This window comes from uncultured Cellulomonas sp. (assembly GCF_963527515.1).
GTDB lineage: Bacteria > Actinomycetota > Actinomycetes > Actinomycetales > Cellulomonadaceae > Cellulomonas.
Map to the genome: position 1 here is coordinate 1 of NZ_CAURTV010000070.1, position 18,758 is coordinate 18,758.

The window sequence follows — 18,758 nt, forward strand, 5'->3', positions numbered from 1 at the left end:
GAGCAGCGACGCCGACCGGGGCACCGCGCGGTCGCCGAGCAGCCGCAGCCCGAGCGGCAGCACCACCACCGCACCGAGACCGACCACCACCCGGACCACGTCGGCCGCCGCGGGGCTCAGGCCGCTCATGCGCGCACCGCCCGCGCCAGCGCGAGGACGTCCTCGGCCGCACCCCGCAGCACGGGCAGCCGGGTCAGGCGCACCAGCCGGCCGATCAGGGGCGCGATCCCGTCGACCAGCAACCGCGTCCGGCGCTGCCCGGGAGAGGAGTCGTAGACCCAGAACAGCGTGACGCCCAGCTGGACCAGCCACAGCAGCTCGGGCAGGTCCTCGCGCAGGACCGTCGGCACCGAGGGGGACGCGCCGTCCACCAGCTCACGGAAGATGGCCTGGCTCATCTCGCGCGGCTCGCTCGACTCCGCGGAGAACGGGCTGGCCGCCGAGCCGGGGCGGATGGCGACCGTGATGAACTCCCCGCCGAACGCGTGGTACCCGGCGAACGCGTCCACGCCGGCCAGCAGCACGCCGCGGAGCCGCGTCGCCAGGTCCCCGCCCTGGGCCAGCACCGCGCGGGCGGCGACCGCCTGCTCGCGGTTCACGTCCAGGTACAGCTCCTGGACGAGGTGGTCCTTGGACGCGAAGTGGTAGTACGCGTTGCCCGTGGCCACCCCCGCCTCCTGCGCGATGGCGCGCATGGTCGTCGCCGCGTAGCCGCGTTCGCGGAACAGCCGGAGGGCCGTGGACCTGACGAGTGCCTTCGTGTCGTCGCTCATGTGGCCAGTTGAACACGTTCAACTGAACACGTTCAAGAGCCGCGCAGTGTGATGTGGGTCCTAGAAGAGGCGGGAACCGGTGTCGTCCACGCCGCGCATGGCGTCGTAGTCGAGCACCAGGCAGCCGATGCCGCGGTCGGTGGCCAGCACGCGCGCCTGCGGCTTGATCTCCTGCGCCGCGAACACGCCACGGACCGGCGCCAGGTGCGGGTCCCGGTTGAGGAGCTCGAGGTAACGGGTCAGCTGCTCGACGCCGTCGATGTCCCCGCGCCGCTTGATCTCCACGGCGACCGTGCCGCCCGCCGGGTCCTTGGCCAGGATGTCGACCGGTCCGATGGCGGTCGGGTACTCCCGCCGGACCAGCGTGTGCCCCGTGCCGAGCAGGAGGATCTGCGCGGCCAGCAGCTCCTGGAGGTGGGCCTCGACGCCGTCCTTGACCAGCCCCGGATCGACGCCCAGCTCGTGCGCCGAGTCGTGCTGCACCTCGAACAGGTCGATCTCGAGACGGTCGTCAGACTTCTGGTGCTGGACGGTCCACACGTGGGTGACACCGGCGGCACGGGCCTCGTCGTCCGGCTCCGAGACCACCAGCATGCAGGGTGGGCTCATCCAGTTCAGCGGCTTGTACGAGCCGCCGTCGGAGTGCAGGAGCACGCTGCCGTCGGACTTCACGACGAGCAGCCGGGTGGCGCGCGGGAGGTGGGCGTTCAGCCGGCCGCTGTAGCGCGCCGAGCAGGACGCGACGACGAGGCGCATGGGATCTCTTCCGGGGTAGCGCGGCGGGACGAGGTCAGATGACCGAGCCCACGCGCGAGGGCGTGGCCTCGATCCATGACGTGAGGCCGGCGTAGGCCTCGGCGCTCATCAGCAGGTGGACGGGCTCGACGGACGACCCCGGGCGACAGGTCACCCGGACCTGGCCGCCGGGCTGCTCGGTGCGCGCGAGGACCACGAGGCCCAGACGCTGCCACCGCGCCTGCGGCCGGGCGGCCAGGGACCGGTAGCGCCACCAGTAGAGGTTGTCGGCGCCGTACTGCGCGACGCCCGAGGACCAGGGTCCGTCGGCGGTCCGGCCCAGCACGCAGGGGAAGGACCCGACGCGACGGTTCAGCGTGTGCACCCGGGAGAATCCCAGTGCGACGACGACGAGCAGCACGACGACGACCGCACCGGCGAGTGCGACGACGTGTCCGCCCATCGTCCCCGGCTCCTAGTGCGAGGCGGGCGAGGGGCGGGCGCCCTCGACGACGTTGTCGGCGACGATGGTCAGGTGGTTCGAGTCGAAGGACAGGAACCCGCCCTCGACCTGCCAGCGCTTCGGCTCGCCGCTCCCCACGGGGAACACGCGCACCTCGCCCGGCTGCAGGACGGACAGGAACGGCTCGTGCCCGGCCAGGATGCCGATCTCGCCCTCGCCCGCCTTGGCCGAGACCATGCGGGCGGTGCCGGACCAGAGCTTGCCGGCGGTGGCGACGAGCTCGACCTCGATGTCTGCCACGGGACCCTCCTTCGATGATGGGGACTGTGCGTGAGCACCGGTGCGCGGGGCGGAGAGTGCACTCCGCCCCGCGACGGGGACGTCAGACGCCGTAGTCCTTCTGGATCCGGGCCCAGTTGCGCTCGAGGTCCTCGAGGCCACCGATGTTGAAGAACGCCTGCTCGGCGATGTGGTCGAACTCGCCGTCGGCGATCTTGCCGAACGCCTCCACGGTCTCGGTCAGCGGGACCGTGGAGCCGACGACACCGGTGAACTTCTCCGCCATGTAGGTGTTCTGCGAGAGGAACTGCTGGATGCGACGGGCACGTGCGACGACCGTCTTGTCCTCCTCCGACAGCTCGTCGACGCCCAGGATCGCGATGATGTCCTGGAGCTCCTTGTTGCGCTGCAGGATCGACTTCACACGGGTCGCGGCGTCGTAGTGCGCCTGGCCGACGTAGCGCGGGTCGAGGATCCGGCTGGTGGAGCTGAGCGGGTCGACGGCCGGGTACAGGCCGCGCGACGCGATCTCCCGGGACAGCTCGGTCGTCGCGTCGAGGTGCGCGAACGTCGTCGCGGGGGCCGGGTCGGTGTAGTCGTCCGCCGGGACGTAGATCGCCTGCAGCGAGGTGATCGAGTGACCACGCGTCGAGGTGATCCGCTCCTGGAGCAGGCCCATCTCGTCCGCCAGGGTCGGCTGGTAGCCCACCGCGGACGGCATGCGGCCCAGCAGGGTCGACACCTCGGAGCCGGCCTGCGTGAACCGGAAGATGTTGTCGATGAAGAGCAGCACGTCCTGCTTCTGCACGTCGCGGAAGTACTCCGCCATCGTCAGCGCGGACAGGGCGACGCGCAGGCGCGTGCCCGGCGGCTCGTCCATCTGGCCGAAGACGAGCGCCGTCTTGTCGAAGACGCCGGCCTCCTCCATCTCCACGATGAGGTCGTTGCCCTCACGGGTGCGCTCGCCGACACCGGCGAACACCGACACACCACCGTGGTTGAGCGCGACGCGCTGGATCATCTCCTGGATGAGGACCGTCTTGCCGACGCCCGCACCACCGAAGAGGCCGATCTTCCCGCCGAGCACGTACGGCGTGAGCAGGTCGATGACCTTGATGCCGGTCTCGAACATCTGCGTCTTGCTCTCGAGCTGGTCGAAGGCCGGCGGCTTGCGGTGGATGGGCCAGCGCTCGGTGATCTCGAGCTTCTCGCCCTCCTTGAGGTTGAGCACCTCGCCGATGACGTTGAAGACGTGTCCCTTGGTGACGTCGCCGACGGGCACGCTGATCGCCTCGCCGGTGTCGCGCACGATCGCGCCGCGGACCAGTCCGTCGGTCGGCTTGAGCGCGATGGCACGGATGAGCGAGTCGCCGAGGTGCTGGGCGACCTCGAGCGTCATCGTCGTGACGCCCTCGGCCTCGCCCTCGCCCTGCGCCGACAGGTCGATGTCGACCTTGAGGGCGTTGTAGATCTCGGGGATCTGGTCGGACGGGAACTCGATGTCGACGACGGGCCCGATGACCCGCGCGACCCGACCCACGCCAGGACCCGACGTCTGCTCGGCGGCAGCTTCGGTAGTGGTAGCAGTCATGGTGTTTCTCCGGTTCGTCTGTGCGGACGTAGTCGTCAGGAGGCGAGCGCGTCGGCGCCCGACACGATCTCGCTGATCTCTTGGGTGATCTCGGCCTGGCGGGCCTGGTTGGCGAGCCGGGTGTACATGCGCACCAGGTCCTCGGCGTTCTCGGTCGCGGTGTGCATGGCCCGCTGCCGAGCGGCGAGCTCGGAGGCCGCTGCCTGCAGGAGGCACGTGTAGATGCGGCTCCGCACGTACATCGGCAGCAGCGCGTCGAGCACCTCCTCGGGCGACGGCTCGAACGCGTACAGCGGCGCGACGACCCCGTCCTCGGGCGGCTCGACACCCTCGACGATCTCCAGCGGGAGCAGCCGGATGACCCGGGGCGTCTGCGACACCATGTTCCGGAACTGCGTGAACACGACGTGCAGCTCGGCCACGCCGCCGGCGTCGGCGGGTGCCTGGAACGCCTCCAGCAGCGTCGTCGCGATCTCCGACGCCACCTCGACCGAGGGCGCGTCCGAGTTCCCGGACCACTGACGTGCCAGCTCGCGACCCCGGAACGCGTAGTACGAGATCGCCCGGCGGCCCACCGCGTAGACGACCGGCTCCAGGCCGGCCTCGGTGAGCCGACCGATGAGGCGCTCGGCCTCGCGGATCGCGCTCGCCGAGTACGCGCCGGCCATGCCGCGGTCGGAGGTGACCACGAGGACCGCCACCCGCTTGGTGTCCGTCCGCTCCGTGACGAGCGGGTGGGTCACGTTCGAGTGCGTCGCGACCGCGGACACCGCACGGGTGAGCGCGCGGGAGTACGGCGTCGCCGCCGTCACCCGGTCGCGCGCCTTGCCGATGCGCGAGGCCGCGATGAGCTCCATCGCGCGGAAGATCTTCTTCAGCGACTGTGTCGACCGGATCCGCTGCCGGTAGACGCGCTGCTGACCTGCCACGGTCAGCCCTTCTTCTGCCGGACGATCTGCTCCTGCTCGACCTCGACCTCGGCGCCGTCGTCGGCAGAGCCGACCAGCGTCGAGCCGTCACCGACGAGGAAGCCGTTGCGGAACTCGTCGATCGCGGCCCCGAGCGCCTTCTCGGTGTCCTCGTCGAGCTTGCCGGTCGACGCGATCGTCCCCAGGACGTCGGTGTTGCGGCGCAGGTGGTCGAGCAGCTCGGTCTCGAACCGGCGCACGTCGCCCAGCGGGACGTCGTCCAGCTTGCCCTTGGTACCGGCCCAGATCGACGCGACCTGGTCCTCGACCGGGTACGGCGAGTACTGGCCCTGCTTGAGCAGCTCCATGAGGCGGGCGCCACGGGTCAGCTGGGCGCGGGACGCGGCGTCGAGGTCGGACGCGAACATCGCGAACGCCTCGAGGGACCGGAACTGCGCGAGGTCCAGCTTGAGCGTGCCGGAGACCGACTTCATCGCCTTGACCTGGGCCGCACCACCGACGCGCGACACCGAGATGCCCACGTCGACGGCGGGACGCTGGTCGGCGTTGAACAGGTCGGACTGCAGGAAGATCTGCCCGTCCGTGATGGAGATGACGTTGGTCGGGATGTACGCCGAGACGTCGTTGGCCTTGGTCTCGATGACGGGCAGGCCGGTCATGGAGCCGCCGCCCAGCTCGTCGGAGAGCTTGGCACAACGCTCGAGCAGACGGGAGTGCAGGTAGAACACGTCACCGGGGTACGCCTCGCGGCCCGGCGGGCGGCGCAGCAGCAGCGACACGGCGCGGTACGCCTCGGCCTGCTTGGACAGGTCGTCGAAGACGATCAGGACGTGCTTGCCCTGGTGCATCCAGTGCTGACCGATAGCCGAGCCGGTGTACGGGGCGAGGTACTTGAAGCCGGCCGGGTCGGACGCGGGAGCCGCGACGATGGTCGTGTACTCCAGCGCGCCGGCCTCCTCCAGGGCGCCGCGGACGGCGGCGATGGTGGAGCCCTTCTGGCCGATGGCCACGTAGATGCAGCGGACCTGCTGCTTCTCGTCGCCGGACTCCCAGTTGGCCTTCTGGTTGATGATCGTGTCGATCGCGATCGCCGTCTTGCCCGTCTGGCGGTCGCCGATGATGAGCTGGCGCTGGCCGCGGCCGATCGGGATCATCGCGTCGATGGCCTTGAGACCGGTCTGCAGCGGCTCGTGCACGGACTTGCGGTCCATCACGCCCGGCGCCTGCAGCTCGAGGGCACGGCGGGCGTCGGTGGCGACCTCGCCCAGCCCGTCGATCGGCTGGCCCAGCGGGTCGACGACGCGGCCCAGGTAGCCCTCACCGACGGGGACCGAGAGCACCTCGCCGGTGCGGCGGACCTCCTGGCCCTCCTCGATGCCGGTGAACTCGCCCAGCACGACGACGCCGATCTCGCGGACGTCGAGGTTCAGGGCCAGGCCGAGCGTGCCGTCCTCGAACCGCAGCAGCTCGTTCGCCATGGCCCCGGGCAGGCCCTCGACCTGCGCGATGCCGTCGCCTGCGAGAGACACCCGGCCCACCTCTTCGGAGGCGGTCCCGGACGGCTCGTAGGACTTCACGAAGCTGTCCAGTGCGGCGCGGATCTCCTCCGGCCTGATCGTCAGCTCAGCCATTGCTCTCTCCTGTCGTGGCGCACGTCGTGCGTGCGGTCGTCCTCGGGTCCGGCGCGGCGCTGGTGCGCACGTCAGCCGGCAAGTCGTCGTCGGGCATCGGCAAGTCGGGACAGCACGGTCGCGTCCACGACCTTGGCGCCCAGCTGCACACGCAGTCCGCCGAGCACCTGCTCGTCGACCACCACGTTGAGCTGGACAGGGCGGCCGTACGCACGCTCGAGCAGCTGGGCCAACCGGTCCCGCTGCGGGGGCGTGAGCTCGGTGGCCGACACGACCGTGGCCACCTGGCGCTGGCGCCGCTCGGCGACGAGGTCACCGAGGTGCCCGAGCGTCGCGACGTAGCGGCGGCCGCGCGGCGCAACTGCCGCCCGCCGGGCGAGCAGGGCGGTGGAGGGGTGGGCGCGGCCGGCGAGCAGGTCGTCGACCAGCGTGCCCCTCGATGCGGCCGGCACCAGGTCGTCGAACAGCGCCCGACGGACCTCGCGCTGGTGGGCCAGGGAGCGCACGAGCCGGAACAGCTCCTCCTCGACGCGCTCGAGCGCGCCGTCGGCCTGGGCCGCGGCGAGCACCGAGTGCATCGCGAGGTGCTCGACGGCCTCCGTGAGGTCGGCGTCTGCCGACCAGCGCGACCGCACGAGTCCCTGCGCCGCCTGGACCACCCGCGGGTCCGCGTCGGACAGCAGCCGGGCGACGAGGTCCGCCTTGGCGTCCGCCTCCAGCGACGGGTCCGCGAGCGTGCGCCGCAGCGAGCCGGAGGAGTCCAGCGCGTCGACCAGGGCGAACAGCTGCTCGCCCAGCACCGACGCCTGCGTGCCGGCCTCGACGAGGACCGGCTCCAGCCGGTCCTCCGCCGCGGTCAGCGACGCCTGGCTCGTGCCGCGCATCAGTTCCCCTTACCTGCGGTCGTTCCCGCCGGAGCGGTCGTGGACTCGAGCTCGTCGAGGAAGCGGTCGACGACGCGCGAGCGACGCGCCTCGTCCTCGAGCGACTCCCCGACGATCTTCGACGCGAGCTGCGTGGCCAGCGAGCCGACGTCGGCCCGCAGCGAGGTGGCCGCCTGCTGGCGCTCCGCCTCGATCTGCCGGTGCGCCGTCTCGACGATCCGTGCCGCCTCGTCGCCCGCCTTGGCGCGCGACTCGACGACGATCTGGCCGCCCTCGGCGCGTGCCTCCTCGCGGATGCGACCCGCCTCGGCGCGAGCCTCGGCGAGCTGACGCTCCTGCTCGGCGCGCGCTGCCGCAGCCTCGGCCTGAGCGGCGTCCGCCTTGGCCAGTCCGCCCTCGATCTTCTCCGTGCGCTCGTCCAGCACCGCCCGGAACTTGGGCAGCACGTACTTGTAGAACGGCACGGCGATGATCAGCAGGACGACGACCGACCAGAACAGGTCGTAGGCGGCCGGCAGCAGGAGCCGGATGCCGTCGACCGCCTCGGTCTCCTCTGCGGCCGTGATCACAGCCGCGTTCAGCGCGGCGCCGATCACGGGAAGAGGAAGCCGGTGATGAGGCCGAGGAGGCCGAGGACCTCGACGAAGCCGATACCGATGAACATGGTGGTGCGCAGCTGGCCGGCGACCTCGGGCTGACGTGCGATGCCCTCGATGGTCTTGCCGATCAGGATGCCCAGGCCGATGCCCGGGCCGATCACCGCGAGGCCGTAGCCGACGGTGGCGATGTTGCCGGAGACGGCGTCGGCTGCCGCGAGGATGGTGCCGGTGTCCGCGAGTGCCACGATTTCTCGTTCCTTCCGTTGGTCGTCCGGCTGCTCAGCCGGACGATCGTGCGTGGGTGGGGATCACTGATCCCCGGGGCTGGTGCTGGTCAGTGCTCTGCCTCGACCGACAGGTTGATGTAGACCGCGGTCAGGACGACGAAGATGTACGCCTGCAGGGCGGCCACGAACACCTCGAAGAGCGTGAGCGCGATCGCGCTGACGAGCGTCAGCGCGCCGAAGGCCTTCATGGCCGGGGCTGCTTCGAGGAGGAAGTAGTTGGTGGCGGAGAACGTCAGCACGAGCATGAGGTGCCCGGCGACCATGTTCGCCATGAGTCGGATGGCCAGCGTGGCCGGCCGCAGGATGAACACCGTGAGGAACTCGATCGGCGTGAGCAGCACGTACATGAACGGCGGCACGCCGGGCGGGAAGAGGTTGTTCTTCAGGAACCCGCCCACGCCCTGCGCCTTGACGCCCGCTCCGAGGTACATCACGTAGGCCCAGAGGGCGAGGAGGATCGGCAGGCCGATCAGCGAGGTGCCGGCGATGTTCAGGCCCGGGATGACGCCCGTGATGTTGAACGCCAGGATCGCGAAGAAGATCGTGGTCAGCAGGGCGACGTACTTGTACGCACGCTCCTTGCCGAGGATCTCCTCCGCCACGTTGACCCGCACGAAGTCGAGCAGCAGCTCGACCACGTTCTGCGTGCGGCCGGGCACGAGAGTGGCGCGGCGTGCCGCCAGGACCATGAGCGTCACCAGCGCCACAGCCGCGATGACGCGGACCAGCTGCAGGCGGTTGAAGTCGAAGCCGGTGCCGTCGAACAGCAGCGACGGCGGGAAGAAGTCCGCGATGGACGGCGCGTGGAATCCGCCCTCACCCTCGGTGGAGGCGAACGTCGAAATCGAGGCGAGGCTTGACAGAACGAGCTCCTGGGTCGAAGGCGCCGTGTGCCGCGTCAGTGCGGGCACGCCAGCAGCGTCTGGCCGTCATGGATGGCTGGAAGCCTAACCTATGCGGCGGCGCCGTCCCGACCCGTGGGACGTGACGAAGCACCCGGTTCGACGTACGGGATCCGGCCGCGCGTCACCGCGCGGTAGTCGAGATAGGCGGAGCCCAGGACGCCGACCAGCAGGACGATCGCGAGCACCGGCTTGCTGTAGAAGTCCCGCTCGGTGATCAGGGCGAGCACCACGATGACGACGATGATCTTGCCCAGCCACGCGCCCATGACCACGGCGGCCATCTTCTGCGGGCTGGCGCCGCTGGTGCGCAGCATGGAGACGACCGTGGTGCCCGAGAAGACCAGCGCGAGCCCGACCCCGATCAGCGCTCCCCAGACGCCCTTGGTGCCGGCCACCAGCGCGCCGATGCCGACGCCGAGGACGACGAGCGCGCCCAGGAGCACCAGCATGTCGCGGAGCGCGGTGCGGAACACCTGGTCCGCGGCGGAACGGGCCGCGCGGGCGGGTGCCGAGCTCGGGTCGGTCGGGGTGGGGTCGGTCACGTGTGAGCCTCCGTGGGCGCGGGCGCGGACCTGCCGCGCAGGGGTCCGAGGGTCAGCAGGGTGGCGACGACGACGCCGACCCCGAGGAGCACCAGGGTAGTCGTGGTGGAGAGCACGACGAGCGCCGCGACGCCGAACGCGAAGACCGCGGTCCACACGTACAGCATGGCGACCGCGCGCCGGTGGGAGTGCCCCAGCTGGAGCATCCGGTGGTGCAGGTGCATGCGGTCGGGGTGGAACGGGGACTTGCCGGCGCCGACCCGCCGGACGATCGCCAGCCCCATGTCGAGCAGCGGGAGCAGGAGCACCGCGACGGGCAGGAGCATGGGTAGGAACGCGGGGAACCGCTGGCGCTGGAGGACCTCGTCCGGGTCGATCTGCCCGGTCACGAAGATGGCGGCGGCGCTGAACACGAAGCCGAGCACCATCGCGCCCGAGTCGCCCATGAAGATCCGGGCCGGGTAGACGTTGTGCGGCAGGAAGCCCACGCACGCGCCGACCAGCACGGCGAGGACCAGCGCGGCCAGGTTCGCGTTGCCGTACGCGCCGGGGTTGTCGCCCTCGGTGAGCAGGTAGGCGTACAGGAAGAAGGCGGTGCCGCCGATCGCCAGCACCCCGGCGGCGAGCCCGTCCAGCCCGTCGACGAAGTTCACCGCGTTCATGGCGACGACCACGGTGAGCACCGTGAGGAACGTCTGGATCCGGGGGGTCGCCAGGATCTGCAGGTCCCCGGTGGGCAGCTGGTAGAGCTGCACGCCCTGCCACGCCAGGAACCCCCCGGCCAGCACCTGGCCCATGAGCTTGGTCAGCCAGTCGAGGTCCCAGATGTCGTCGGCGACCCCGAGCGCGCACACGATCGCGGCCCCGCCCATGATCCCGATCAGGGCTCTCGGGTTGGCGTAGACGCCCTCGAGGAACGGCAGGCGGCTGACCAGGAGGATCGCCACGAGCATGCCGGCGAACATCGCCATCCCACCCAGCCGCGGCGTCGGGATGGCGTGCACGTCCCGGTCGCGCACCGCGGTGATCGCGCCCCAGCGCAGGGCGCACCAGCGGGCCAGCGGCGTCGTCAGGTACGCGACCGTCGCGGCGACGAGCAGGGCGAGCAGGTAGACCCTCACGCGGTGGGCCCCTGGACGGGCGTGACCTCGTTGAGCGCCTCGAGGCTGACGGCGCCCGCGCGGACCAGGCGCAGCGTCTCGGTCGTGGCGTCGACGATGGTGGACGCCACCTGGCCGGGGGCCTCCCCCGCGTCGAGGTAGACGGCGACGGCGTCGCCGAGCTGGTCGTACGCGTCCTGCGCGGTCAGGGCAGCAGGCGACCCGGTGGCGTTGGCGCTGGACACCGCGAGCGGACCCGTGCGGCGCAGCAGGGCCAGCGCGGTCTCGTGGTCGGGAACGCGCAGGGCGACCGTGCCGCGCGTCTCGCCCAGGTCCCAGGCGAGCGACGGCTGGGCCTTGACGATGAGCGTGAGGCCGCCAGGCCAGAACGCCTCGGCCAGGGCGCGGGCGCCCGCGGGCACGTCGGTGGCCAGGCCGTCGAGGGTGCGCACGTCCGGGATGAGCACCGGCGGGGGCATCTGCCGGCCACGTCCCTTGGCGTCCAGGAGCGCCTGGACCGCCGGCGGCGTGAAGGCGTCGGCGCCGATCCCGTAGACCGTGTCGGTCGGCAGGACGACGAGGCCCCCGCGGGACAGGACGTTGACCGCCTCGTCGAGCGCCGGGCCCCAGGTGGTGGGGTCGCTCGCGGGGGTGATCCGCTCGTTCACGGCGCCGAGTCTGTCACGGACGGCTGTCCGGCTCGCCGGGCGACGAGCATCCGGGGGCGACCGGTCAGGTCGGGGCGGGACGAGATGTCGACGAACGCGCCCGTGGCGGCCGCGTCCGCGCGCGCGGCGGCGTCCTGCACCTCGGCGTGCTCCATCACCAGCAGCCCTCCGGGAGCCAGCAGCCGGGCCGCCGCGCGCAGCACCGCACGCGGCACGTCCAGGCCGTCGAGCCCGCCGCCGTAGAGGGCGAGGTCCGGGTCGTGGTCGCGCACCTCGGGGTCGACCGGCTCGGCGTCGGGCGGGATGTAGGGCGGGTTGGCGACGAGGACGTCCACCGTGCCGTCGAGCTCGGCCAGCAGCTCCGGGTCGGCGACGTCGCCGTGCTCGACCCGGACGTCCGCCCCGACCGCGACCGCGTTGCGCCGGGTCAGGTCGACGGCCTCGGGCGAGAGGTCGACGGCGACGACGGTCGCAGCAGGGACCTCGGTGGCGACCGAGAGCGCGATGCCGCCGGCGCCGCAGCACAGGTCGACCACGAGCGGGGACGTCAGCCGGGCGGCCTCGTCGATCGCGACCTGCGCGACCACCTCGGTCTCGGGGCGCGGCACGAAGACGCCGGGCTCGACCAGCAGCGTGAGGTAGCGGAAGCCCGTGCTCCCGACGAGGTGCTGCAGCGGCTCACGAGTCCGGCGCCGCTCGACCAGGCCGGCGAACTGCTCGGCGAAGCCGTCCGGCACCGGCGGCGGCAGGGCGACCACGAGCCGCTCGAGCCCGAGCACGTGCGCGGCGAGCGCGGTGGCGTCGTGCCGCGCGGACGGGACGCCCGCCTCCGCGAGGATCCGGGTGGCGCCGTCGACCAGTGCGCGCAGGTCCGGGACGGTCACAGGTCCCCCGCCGACGCCAGCCGCGCGGCCTCGTCGGCGTCGATCGCCGACTGCACGACCGGCGCCAGCTCCCCGCCGAGCACCGCGTCGAGGTTGTACGCCTTGTAGCCGGTGCGGTGGTCGGCGATGCGGTTCTCCGGGAAGTTGTAGGTCCGGATCCGCTCGGAGCGGTCGACCGTGCGGACCTGGGACCGGCGAGCCTCGCTCGCCGCGGCGGCCGCCTCCTCCTGCCGGGCGGCAAGGATGCGGGCGCGCAGCACGCGCATGCCCGCCTCGCGGTTCTGCAGCTGGCTCTTCTCGTTCTGCATGGACACGACGATGCCCGTGGGCAGGTGCGTGATGCGGACGGCGGAGTCCGTGGTGTTCACCGACTGGCCACCCGGGCCGGACGAGCGGTAGACGTCGATGCGCAGGTCGTTGGCGTCGATGGCCACCTCGGCCTCGTCCTCCGCCTCCGGGAACACCAGGACGCCGGCGGCGGACGTGTGGATCCGGCCCTGCGACTCGGTGACCGGCACCCGCTGCACGCGGTGCACGCCGCCCTCGTACTTCAGGTGCGCCCACACGCCGTCCTCCGGCGCGACCGCACCGCGGGACTTGATGGCCAGCTGCGCGTCCTTGTACCCGCCCAGGTCCGACTCGGTGGCGCCCAGCAGCTGCGTCGCCCAGCCCATCTTCTCGGCGTACCGCGTGTACATCCGCAGCAGGTCCGCGGCGAACAGCGCCGACTCCTCGCCGCCCTCCCCCGCCTTGACCTCGAGGATCACGTCGCGGGCGTCGTCGGGGTCGCGCGGGATGAGGACCTCGCGCAGCCGCGCGCTCGCGGCGTCGGCGGCCTCGCGCAGGCCCGGCAGCTCGGCGGCGAAGCTCTCGTCGACCTCGGCCAGCTCGGCGGCCGCCTCGGCGTCGTCGGACGCCGCCTTCCACGCGGTGTACGCCTGCGCGACCCGGCCCAGCTCGGCGTACCGGCGCCCGAGCCTGCGGGCGTTCGCGGGGTCGGCATGCACCCCGGGGTCGGCCAGCTGCGCCTCGATCTGCGCGTGCTCGGCGAGCAGCGGCTCGGCGGCGGCGAATGCGTCGCTCATGCGGTGTCCCTCGGTCGATCAGGCTCCGACAACGACACAGCGCCGGTGCCCGCGCGGACACTGCCATGGAGGGCAGTGGTCCGCGCCGGGCACCGGCGCTGCGAGGTTGCTAGGCGTCGGCCTTCTTGCCGTACCGCGCCTCGAACCGGGCCACGCGGCCGCCGGTGTCGAGGATCTTCTGCTTGCCCGTGTAGAACGGGTGGCAGGCGCTGCAGACGTCGGCGTGGATCTTGCCGCTGGTGACCGTCGAGCGCGTGACGAAGGTGCTGCCACAGGTGCAGGTGACCTCGGTCAGGACGTACTCGGGGTGGATGTCAGCCTTCACGAAACTTCTCCTCGGGTGGATGTCTCCGGGTCCGGACGCGCGAGACGGCGCCGGTGAACCGCAGACCAGCGAACCATTGTGCCAGAACAGCGACGTGGCCCGAAATCATCCCGGCCGCGAGGACTCAGAGGGACTGCGCCGCCAGCCGCGCCTTCTCGGCCTCGATGTCGAAGTCGGCCGCCGGCCACTCCAGGTGCAGGTCCTCCAGCGTGTCCCGCAGCAGCCGCCCCACGGCCAGCCGCGCGTACCACTTGTTGTCCGCCGGCACCGCGTACCAGGGCGCGTGCTCCGTGCTGGTCCGCTCGAAGACCGCCTGGTACGCCTCCTGGTAGAGCGGCCACTTCGCCCGCTCGTCGATGTCGCCGGGGTTGAACTTCCAGTACTTGTCCGGCCGCTCCAGCCGCTCGCTCAGGCGCGCCTTCTGCTCCTGCGGCGAGACGAGCAGGGCCACCTTCACGATCACCGTGCCGGCGTCGACGACCTCGCGCTCGAACGCGTTGATCTCGTCGTACCGCGGCTCCCACACGTCCTGCGGCACCAGCTCGTTGACGCGGACCACCAGCACGTCCTCGTAGTGGGACCGGTCGAACACCCCGATGCGCCCCGGCGTCGGCAGCGCCTCGCGGATCCGCTGCAGGTAGTGCTGCGACCGCTCCTTCTCGGAGGGCACCCCGAACGAGCGCAGCTGCACGCCCTGCGGGTCGACCATGCCGAGCACGTGCCGGACGATCCCGCCCTTGCCGGACGTGTCCATCCCCTGGAGCACCAGCAGGACCGACCGCGTGCCGCCCGAGCGCCCGTCCGCGTACAGCCTCTCCTGCAGCTCGCTCAGCTTCTCGCCGTCCTTGACCAGCCGCTTGTCGGCCGCCTTCTCGTCGTGCTCCCAGCCCGGCGTCGCTGCCAGGTCCGCCGCCGCCAGCTCGAACCCGGACCCGACCCGCAGGGCCTCCCGGGGTGGTGTGCTCCACGACTTCGCCATCGAACGACTCCCGGTACTCGCGCCAGTGCGGACGAGTGCACGGTAGCGGGACGGCGACGGCCGCGCCTCCGTGCGGCGGGCGCTCTAGACACGGCGGGTCTCATGAGCCCACATGGCGAGCTCCACGCGGTTGCGGGCGCCGAGCTTCCTCATGAGGCTCGCCAGATGGGCCTTGACGGTGCTCGTGCTGATGTACAGCTCGGTGGCGATCTCGTCGTTGGTGCGGCCCTGCGCGACCGGGACGAGGACCTCCTCTTCACGAGCAGTGAGCGGCTCGACAGGCTGCCTCACAGGTCCGGTCGCTGAGTGCGCGAACGTTGCGAGCAGACGGACGGTCACGCTCGGTGCGATGAGCGCGTCCCCGTCAGCGGCGGCGCGTATCGCCTGGGTCAGCAGCGCGGGACCGGCGTCCTTGAGCAGGAACCCGCGGGCACCGGCCTTGAGCGCCCCGTGGACGTACTCGTCGAGGTCGAAGGTGGTGATCACCACGATCGGGAGGGGGTCGGCGACGTCGGGTCCGGCAAGCTGGCGGGTGGCTTCGATGCCATCCATCAGTGGCATCCGGATGTCGAACAGGCCGACGTCCGGGCGGAGCTGGAGCGCCAGGCGCACCGCCTCCCGGCCGTCTGCGGCCGCGCCGACCACCTCGATGTCGGGCTGGGCGTCGAGCAGCATCGTCAGGCCCGTGCGGACGATGTGCTGGTCGTCGGCGATCAGCACCCGGATGCTCATCGTGCCGTCCCGGTTCGGGGCAGCGTCGCCTGGACCCGCCATCCACGGTCGGTGGTCGGGCCTGCCTGGAACGTGCCGCCGAGCAGCGTGGTCCGTTCCTGCATCCCGACGAGGCCGTATCCGGCGGCGGGACCGTCGGCCGCGCTGGGCGCTCCGTCGTCGTCGACGGTCAACCGGACACCGTCGGCGTCACCGACGACCGCCACGGTGACCCGCGTCGCGTGGCGCGCGTGCCGACGAGCGTTCGTCACCGACTCCTGGGCCAGCCGATAGATCGCGGCCCCGACTGCCGGGCTGAGGTCCGTGAGCTCGCCGGACAGTGTCACCCGGACGTGCGGACGCGCCGCGAGATCGCTGGCGAGCCGCTCGAGGTCGGCCACTCCGGGTTGCGGCGCGAACTGGGCATCCTGCGAGGCGCGCAGGACGCCCACCATGGTGCGCAGCTCGGCGAGCGTCCGGGTGGCGGCGCCCTCGATGGTGACCAGGGCCTCCACGGCCTGCTCGGGGTACGACGTCGCCACGGCACGTCCGGCCTGAGCCTGGATGACGATCCCGGAGACGTGGTGGGCGACGGTGTCGTGGAGCTCGCGGGCAAGCTGCTCGCGCTCGCGTGTCTTGGCCACGTCGATGTCGCGGGTGCGGGCTCTCGCGTGGTAGCGGATGGCAGCGCCGAGCGCCGCGGAGAACAGGAAGAAGGCGTAGGCACCCACCGCATCCGGCAGACTGGTCGGGTCTGCCACCGTGGTGACGGCCAGCCAGACGAGGATGACTCCGAGGCCGGTCACCGCCTCGCGACCGGCTCCCCACCGGAACAGCGAGTAGGCCAGGACCAGGGCTGCCGAGGTGCTCGTCAGCAGACCGCCCTCCGAGCCCGTCAGGATCCTGACGAGGTCGACCACGGTCAACGTGCCGAAGCAGACCGCGACCGCCCCGAGCGGACGGGTGCGTCGCCAGAGCTGTGGCGCGACGACCGCGAGCGCGGCGAGGAGGACCAGCGGGAGCGGCGCCAGGACGTCGCGGAGCACCGCTTCGGCCACGGACCAGACCGTCAGCACGGCGACGAGCGCCCAGTCCCGAGAGATGCGGACGGGAGGGTTCGCCGGTCGAGGTTCGGCCCACAGCACGCGCAGGACGTCGGTGACCATCCGGCCAGCGTAGGGACCCGCCGTGAGCGGCGGATCAGCCGAAAGCACAGGACGGCACCTGGGCGAACGGCCAGGACAGGTCGGGCTGCAGGGCCGGTGTGCCCAGCACGGCCGTCCTCGATCGTGGAGGAGCCACACCTCCCCACGACAACGGAGCACCTGATGAGAACACGTCGAGACACCACGACCGCGCTGGACGACTCGCGACTGCCTGTGCGAGCGAAGCTCGTCGCGGCGTGGACGAGCTTCCTGTTCCTGTACGCCTACGTGGACATCTTGGGCTTCTACGTGCCGGGCACGATCGACGACATCCTGGTCGGCGTCGTCTTCGAGTTCGACATCACCCAGGCGTTGCTGACCGGCTTCCTCGCGCTCATGGCCGTCCCGATCCTCATGGTGGTCGTGTCCGCCGTGCTACCCGCCCGTGCGAGCCGGATCGCGAACCTCGTCGTGGCCTCGGTCCAGGTTCCCTACGCGATGTTCAACGTCGTGGGCGAGTCCTGGACGTCCTTCTACTGGGGCGCCGCCCTCCTGGAGGTGACCGTGCTGGCCGTCATCCTTCGGCTGGCATGGACCTGGCCCCGCGCCACCGCATCGCGGATCACCTCGGCGGCCGGTGTGGACAGGGAGCCTCTGCAGACGCAGCAGCACGCATGACCCCGTCCGCACGCACGGTCACGCGCACGACGGCCCCGCTCCCTCGAGGAGGAACGGGGCCGCGCGTCGGGAGGTCAGTCGCTGCCGGGTGTCGTCTTCTGCACCTGGAGCAGGAACTCGACGTTCGACTTGGTCTCCTTGAGCTTGCCGATGAGCAGCTCGATGGCCTGCGTCTGGTCCAGGGCACCCATCACGCGACGGAGCTTGTAGATGACCTTCAGCTCGTCGTGCGGCAGGAGGATCTCCTCGCGGCGGGTGCCGGACGCGTTGACGTCCACCGCCGGGAAGATCCGCTTGTCCGCCAGGCCGCGGGAGAGCCGGAGCTCCATGTTCCCGGTGCCCTTGAACTCCTCGAAGATGACCTCGTCCATCTTGGAGCCGGTCTCCACCAGCGCGGAGGCCAGGATGGTCAGCGAGCCGCCGTGCTCGATGTTGCGCGCCGCGCCGAAGAACCGCTTGGGCGGGTACAGCGCCGAGGCGTCGACACCACCCGACAGGATCCGCCCGGACGCCGGGGCGGCCAGGTTGTAGGCGCGGGACAGGCGGGTCAGCGAGTCGAGCAGCACGACGACGTCCTGGCCCAGCTCGACCAGGCGCTTGGCCCGCTCGATGGCCAGCTCGGCGACGATCGTGTGGTCGGACGCGGGGCGGTCGAAGGTCGAGGCGATGACCTCGCCCTTGACCGTCCGCTCCATGTCCGTGACCTCTTCGGGGCGCTCGTCGACGAGCACGACCATGAGGTGGACCTCGGGGTTGTTGGTCGTGATGGCGTTGGCGATCTGCTGCATGATGATCGTCTTGCCGGCCTTGGGCGGCGCCACGATGAGGCCGCGCTGGCCCTTGCCGATGGGGGCGACGATGTCGATGACGCGCGGCGAGAGCTTGCCGGAGTCGCTCTCCAGGCGCAGCCGCTCCTGCGGGTAGAGGGGCGTGAGCTTGCTGAACTCCGGCCGCACGCGCGCGCCGTCGGGCTCCAGGCCGTTGACCGAGTCGAGCCGCACCAGCGCGTTGAACTTGCTGGGGCGGTTGCCCTGGGCCGGCGGCTGCTCGCCCTCGCGCGGCTGGCGGACGGCACCGGTCACGGCGTCGCCGCGGCGCAGGCCGTAGCGCTTCACCTGGTTGAGGGAGACGTACACGTCGTTGGCGCTGGGCAGGTACCCCGTGGTGCGGACGAACGCGTAGCTGTCCATCAGGTCGAGGATGCCCGCGACGGGCAGCAGGACGTCGTCGTCGTTGAGCTCGATGTCGTCCAGACCCGCGATCTCGCCGGAGCCGGGGCGTGCGCGGGTGCCGCGGCCCTTGCGGTCACGGTCACGGTCGCGGTACCGGTCGCGCGAGCGCCGACGTCGACCGCCGCGCTCGTCCAGCCCGTCGTCGTCCTGGTCGCGGCGCGGCTGGTTCCCGGCCGGGAGGTTCTGCTGGTTGCCGGCCTGCTGGTTGCCGGCGGGCGGGTTCCCGGCCTGCTGGCGGTTCGCCTGCTGGCCGTCCCGCTGCTGGCGGTCCTGCTGGCCGTCGCGCTGCTCGCGCTCACCCTGCGAGGCGCCGGCCTGCGCGCGGTCCTGCTC

22 protein-coding genes are annotated in these 18,758 nt (G+C 71.5%); 1 reads left to right on the forward strand and 21 read right to left on the reverse strand.

Annotated elements, in window-relative coordinates; genetic code table 11:
• Nucleotides 1-125 precede the first annotated feature (125 nt).
• The 20 genes from RYN42_RS14380 to RYN42_RS14475 form a co-directional block, all read right to left on the reverse strand.
• Nucleotides 126-773, reverse strand: a complete 648-nt coding sequence (locus RYN42_RS14380; protein WP_315097242.1) for a TetR family transcriptional regulator — start codon at nt 771-773, stop codon at nt 126-128.
• A gap of 60 nt (nt 774-833) precedes the next feature.
• Nucleotides 834-1,529: an endonuclease NucS gene (gene nucS / locus RYN42_RS14385; RefSeq protein ID WP_315097244.1), complete on the reverse strand. Its 696-nt coding sequence runs from the start codon at nt 1,527-1,529 to the stop codon at nt 834-836.
• A gap of 34 nt (nt 1,530-1,563) precedes the next feature.
• Nucleotides 1,564-1,971 carry a DUF2550 family protein gene (locus tag RYN42_RS14390; protein ID WP_315097246.1) on the reverse strand — a complete coding sequence of 136 codons (408 nt, stop codon included), beginning with the start codon at nt 1,969-1,971 and terminating at the stop codon, nt 1,564-1,566.
• A 12-nt stretch (nt 1,972-1,983) separates the two neighbouring features.
• Nucleotides 1,984-2,271 (reverse strand): F0F1 ATP synthase subunit epsilon, encoded by a 288-nt coding sequence (locus RYN42_RS14395; protein ID WP_315097247.1) that lies wholly within the window; start codon nt 2,269-2,271, stop codon nt 1,984-1,986.
• An 82-nt stretch (nt 2,272-2,353) separates the two neighbouring features.
• Nucleotides 2,354-3,841 (reverse strand): F0F1 ATP synthase subunit beta, encoded by a 1,488-nt coding sequence (atpD, locus tag RYN42_RS14400; protein WP_315097248.1) that lies wholly within the window; start codon nt 3,839-3,841, stop codon nt 2,354-2,356.
• A 35-nt stretch (nt 3,842-3,876) separates the two neighbouring features.
• Nucleotides 3,877-4,770: a F0F1 ATP synthase subunit gamma gene (locus RYN42_RS14405; RefSeq protein ID WP_315097250.1), complete on the reverse strand. Its 894-nt coding sequence runs from the start codon at nt 4,768-4,770 to the stop codon at nt 3,877-3,879.
• Nucleotides 4,771-4,772: 2 nt separating this feature from the next.
• Nucleotides 4,773-6,401, reverse strand: coding sequence for a F0F1 ATP synthase subunit alpha (atpA, locus tag RYN42_RS14410; protein ID WP_315097252.1), 1,629 nt, complete (start codon nt 6,399-6,401; stop codon nt 4,773-4,775).
• A gap of 71 nt (nt 6,402-6,472) precedes the next feature.
• Nucleotides 6,473-7,285, reverse strand: coding sequence for a F0F1 ATP synthase subunit delta (locus RYN42_RS14415; RefSeq protein ID WP_315097254.1), 813 nt, complete (start codon nt 7,283-7,285; stop codon nt 6,473-6,475).
• Nucleotides 7,285-7,881, reverse strand: a complete 597-nt coding sequence (locus tag RYN42_RS14420; protein ID WP_315097255.1) for a F0F1 ATP synthase subunit B — start codon at nt 7,879-7,881, stop codon at nt 7,285-7,287. The genes RYN42_RS14415 and RYN42_RS14420 overlap by 1 nt, the downstream gene beginning before the upstream one ends.
• Complete coding sequence (gene atpE, locus RYN42_RS14425; RefSeq protein ID WP_307802288.1) at nt 7,878-8,129, reverse strand: ATP synthase F0 subunit C; 252 nt, start codon at nt 8,127-8,129, stop codon at nt 7,878-7,880. Before atpE ends, RYN42_RS14420 begins: the two co-directional genes overlap by 4 nt.
• An 89-nt stretch (nt 8,130-8,218) precedes the next feature.
• The gene (gene atpB, locus RYN42_RS14430) at nt 8,219-9,073 is read right to left on the reverse strand and encodes a F0F1 ATP synthase subunit A (RefSeq protein WP_315097278.1); all 855 of its coding nucleotides are present in this window, start codon (nt 9,071-9,073) and stop codon (nt 8,219-8,221) included.
• Between the two features lie 50 nt (nt 9,074-9,123).
• A complete protein-coding gene (locus RYN42_RS14435) occupies nt 9,124-9,618 on the reverse strand; it encodes a hypothetical protein (RefSeq protein ID WP_315097259.1) in 495 nt (164 codons plus the stop codon).
• Nucleotides 9,615-10,739 carry an MraY family glycosyltransferase gene (locus tag RYN42_RS14440; RefSeq protein ID WP_315097261.1) on the reverse strand — a complete coding sequence of 375 codons (1,125 nt, stop codon included), beginning with the start codon at nt 10,737-10,739 and terminating at the stop codon, nt 9,615-9,617. Before RYN42_RS14440 ends, RYN42_RS14435 begins: the two co-directional genes overlap by 4 nt.
• Entirely contained in the window at nt 10,736-11,386 is a 651-nt protein-coding gene (locus RYN42_RS14445) for an L-threonylcarbamoyladenylate synthase (RefSeq protein ID WP_315097263.1), read from the reverse strand. The genes RYN42_RS14440 and RYN42_RS14445 overlap by 4 nt, the downstream gene beginning before the upstream one ends.
• Complete coding sequence (gene prmC / locus RYN42_RS14450; RefSeq protein ID WP_315097265.1) at nt 11,383-12,270, reverse strand: peptide chain release factor N(5)-glutamine methyltransferase; 888 nt, start codon at nt 12,268-12,270, stop codon at nt 11,383-11,385. Before prmC ends, RYN42_RS14445 begins: the two co-directional genes overlap by 4 nt.
• Complete coding sequence (gene prfA / locus RYN42_RS14455) at nt 12,267-13,355, reverse strand: peptide chain release factor 1 (protein WP_315097267.1); 1,089 nt, start codon at nt 13,353-13,355, stop codon at nt 12,267-12,269. Before prfA ends, prmC begins: the two co-directional genes overlap by 4 nt.
• A 109-nt stretch (nt 13,356-13,464) precedes the next feature.
• The gene (rpmE, locus tag RYN42_RS14460; protein ID WP_315097269.1) at nt 13,465-13,680 is read right to left on the reverse strand and encodes a 50S ribosomal protein L31; all 216 of its coding nucleotides are present in this window, start codon (nt 13,678-13,680) and stop codon (nt 13,465-13,467) included.
• Nucleotides 13,681-13,804: 124 nt separating this feature from the next.
• Nucleotides 13,805-14,659, reverse strand: a complete 855-nt coding sequence (locus tag RYN42_RS14465) for a PPK2 family polyphosphate kinase (protein WP_315097271.1) — start codon at nt 14,657-14,659, stop codon at nt 13,805-13,807.
• An 84-nt stretch (nt 14,660-14,743) separates the two neighbouring features.
• Nucleotides 14,744-15,391 carry a response regulator transcription factor gene (locus RYN42_RS14470; protein ID WP_315097272.1) on the reverse strand — a complete coding sequence of 216 codons (648 nt, stop codon included), beginning with the start codon at nt 15,389-15,391 and terminating at the stop codon, nt 14,744-14,746.
• Nucleotides 15,388-16,536 (reverse strand): sensor histidine kinase, encoded by a 1,149-nt coding sequence (locus RYN42_RS14475; RefSeq protein ID WP_315097274.1) that lies wholly within the window; start codon nt 16,534-16,536, stop codon nt 15,388-15,390. Before RYN42_RS14475 ends, RYN42_RS14470 begins: the two co-directional genes overlap by 4 nt.
• Before the next feature lie 162 nt (nt 16,537-16,698).
• Between RYN42_RS14475 and RYN42_RS14480 the strand changes: the two genes are divergently transcribed.
• Nucleotides 16,699-17,193: a DUF6326 family protein gene (locus RYN42_RS14480; protein ID WP_315097276.1), complete on the forward strand. Its 495-nt coding sequence runs from the start codon at nt 16,699-16,701 to the stop codon at nt 17,191-17,193.
• 74 nt (nt 17,194-17,267) lie between these two features.
• On the opposite strand, the gene rho is transcribed toward RYN42_RS14480, so the two are convergent.
• Nucleotides 17,268-18,758, reverse strand: a 1,491-nt coding sequence (gene rho / locus RYN42_RS14485; protein ID WP_315097277.1) for a transcription termination factor Rho, incomplete at its 5' end; no start/stop codon positions are given.

Excerpts from the sequence above, each read along its gene's own strand:
- RYN42_RS14380 (WP_315097242.1), bottom strand. The coding sequence starts at position 773 with ATGAGCGACGACACGAAGGCACTCGTCAGGTCCACGGCCCTCCGGCTG.
- nucS (WP_315097244.1), bottom strand. The coding sequence starts at position 1,529 with ATGCGCCTCGTCGTCGCGTCCTGCTCGGCGCGCTACAGCGGCCGGCTG.
- RYN42_RS14390 (WP_315097246.1), bottom strand. The coding sequence starts at position 1,971 with ATGGGCGGACACGTCGTCGCACTCGCCGGTGCGGTCGTCGTCGTGCTG.
- atpD (WP_315097248.1), bottom strand. The coding sequence starts at position 3,841 with ATGACTGCTACCACTACCGAAGCTGCCGCCGAGCAGACGTCGGGTCCT.
- atpA (WP_315097252.1), bottom strand. The coding sequence starts at position 6,401 with ATGGCTGAGCTGACGATCAGGCCGGAGGAGATCCGCGCCGCACTGGAC.
- RYN42_RS14415 (WP_315097254.1), bottom strand. The coding sequence starts at position 7,285 with ATGCGCGGCACGAGCCAGGCGTCGCTGACCGCGGCGGAGGACCGGCTG.
- prfA (WP_315097267.1), bottom strand. The coding sequence starts at position 13,355 with ATGAGCGACGCATTCGCCGCCGCCGAGCCGCTGCTCGCCGAGCACGCG.
- RYN42_RS14465 (WP_315097271.1), bottom strand. The coding sequence starts at position 14,659 with ATGGCGAAGTCGTGGAGCACACCACCCCGGGAGGCCCTGCGGGTCGGG.
- RYN42_RS14470 (WP_315097272.1), bottom strand. The coding sequence starts at position 15,391 with ATGAGCATCCGGGTGCTGATCGCCGACGACCAGCACATCGTCCGCACG.
- RYN42_RS14475 (WP_315097274.1), bottom strand. The coding sequence starts at position 16,536 with ATGGTCACCGACGTCCTGCGCGTGCTGTGGGCCGAACCTCGACCGGCG.
- RYN42_RS14480 (WP_315097276.1), top strand. The coding sequence starts at position 16,699 with ATGAGAACACGTCGAGACACCACGACCGCGCTGGACGACTCGCGACTG.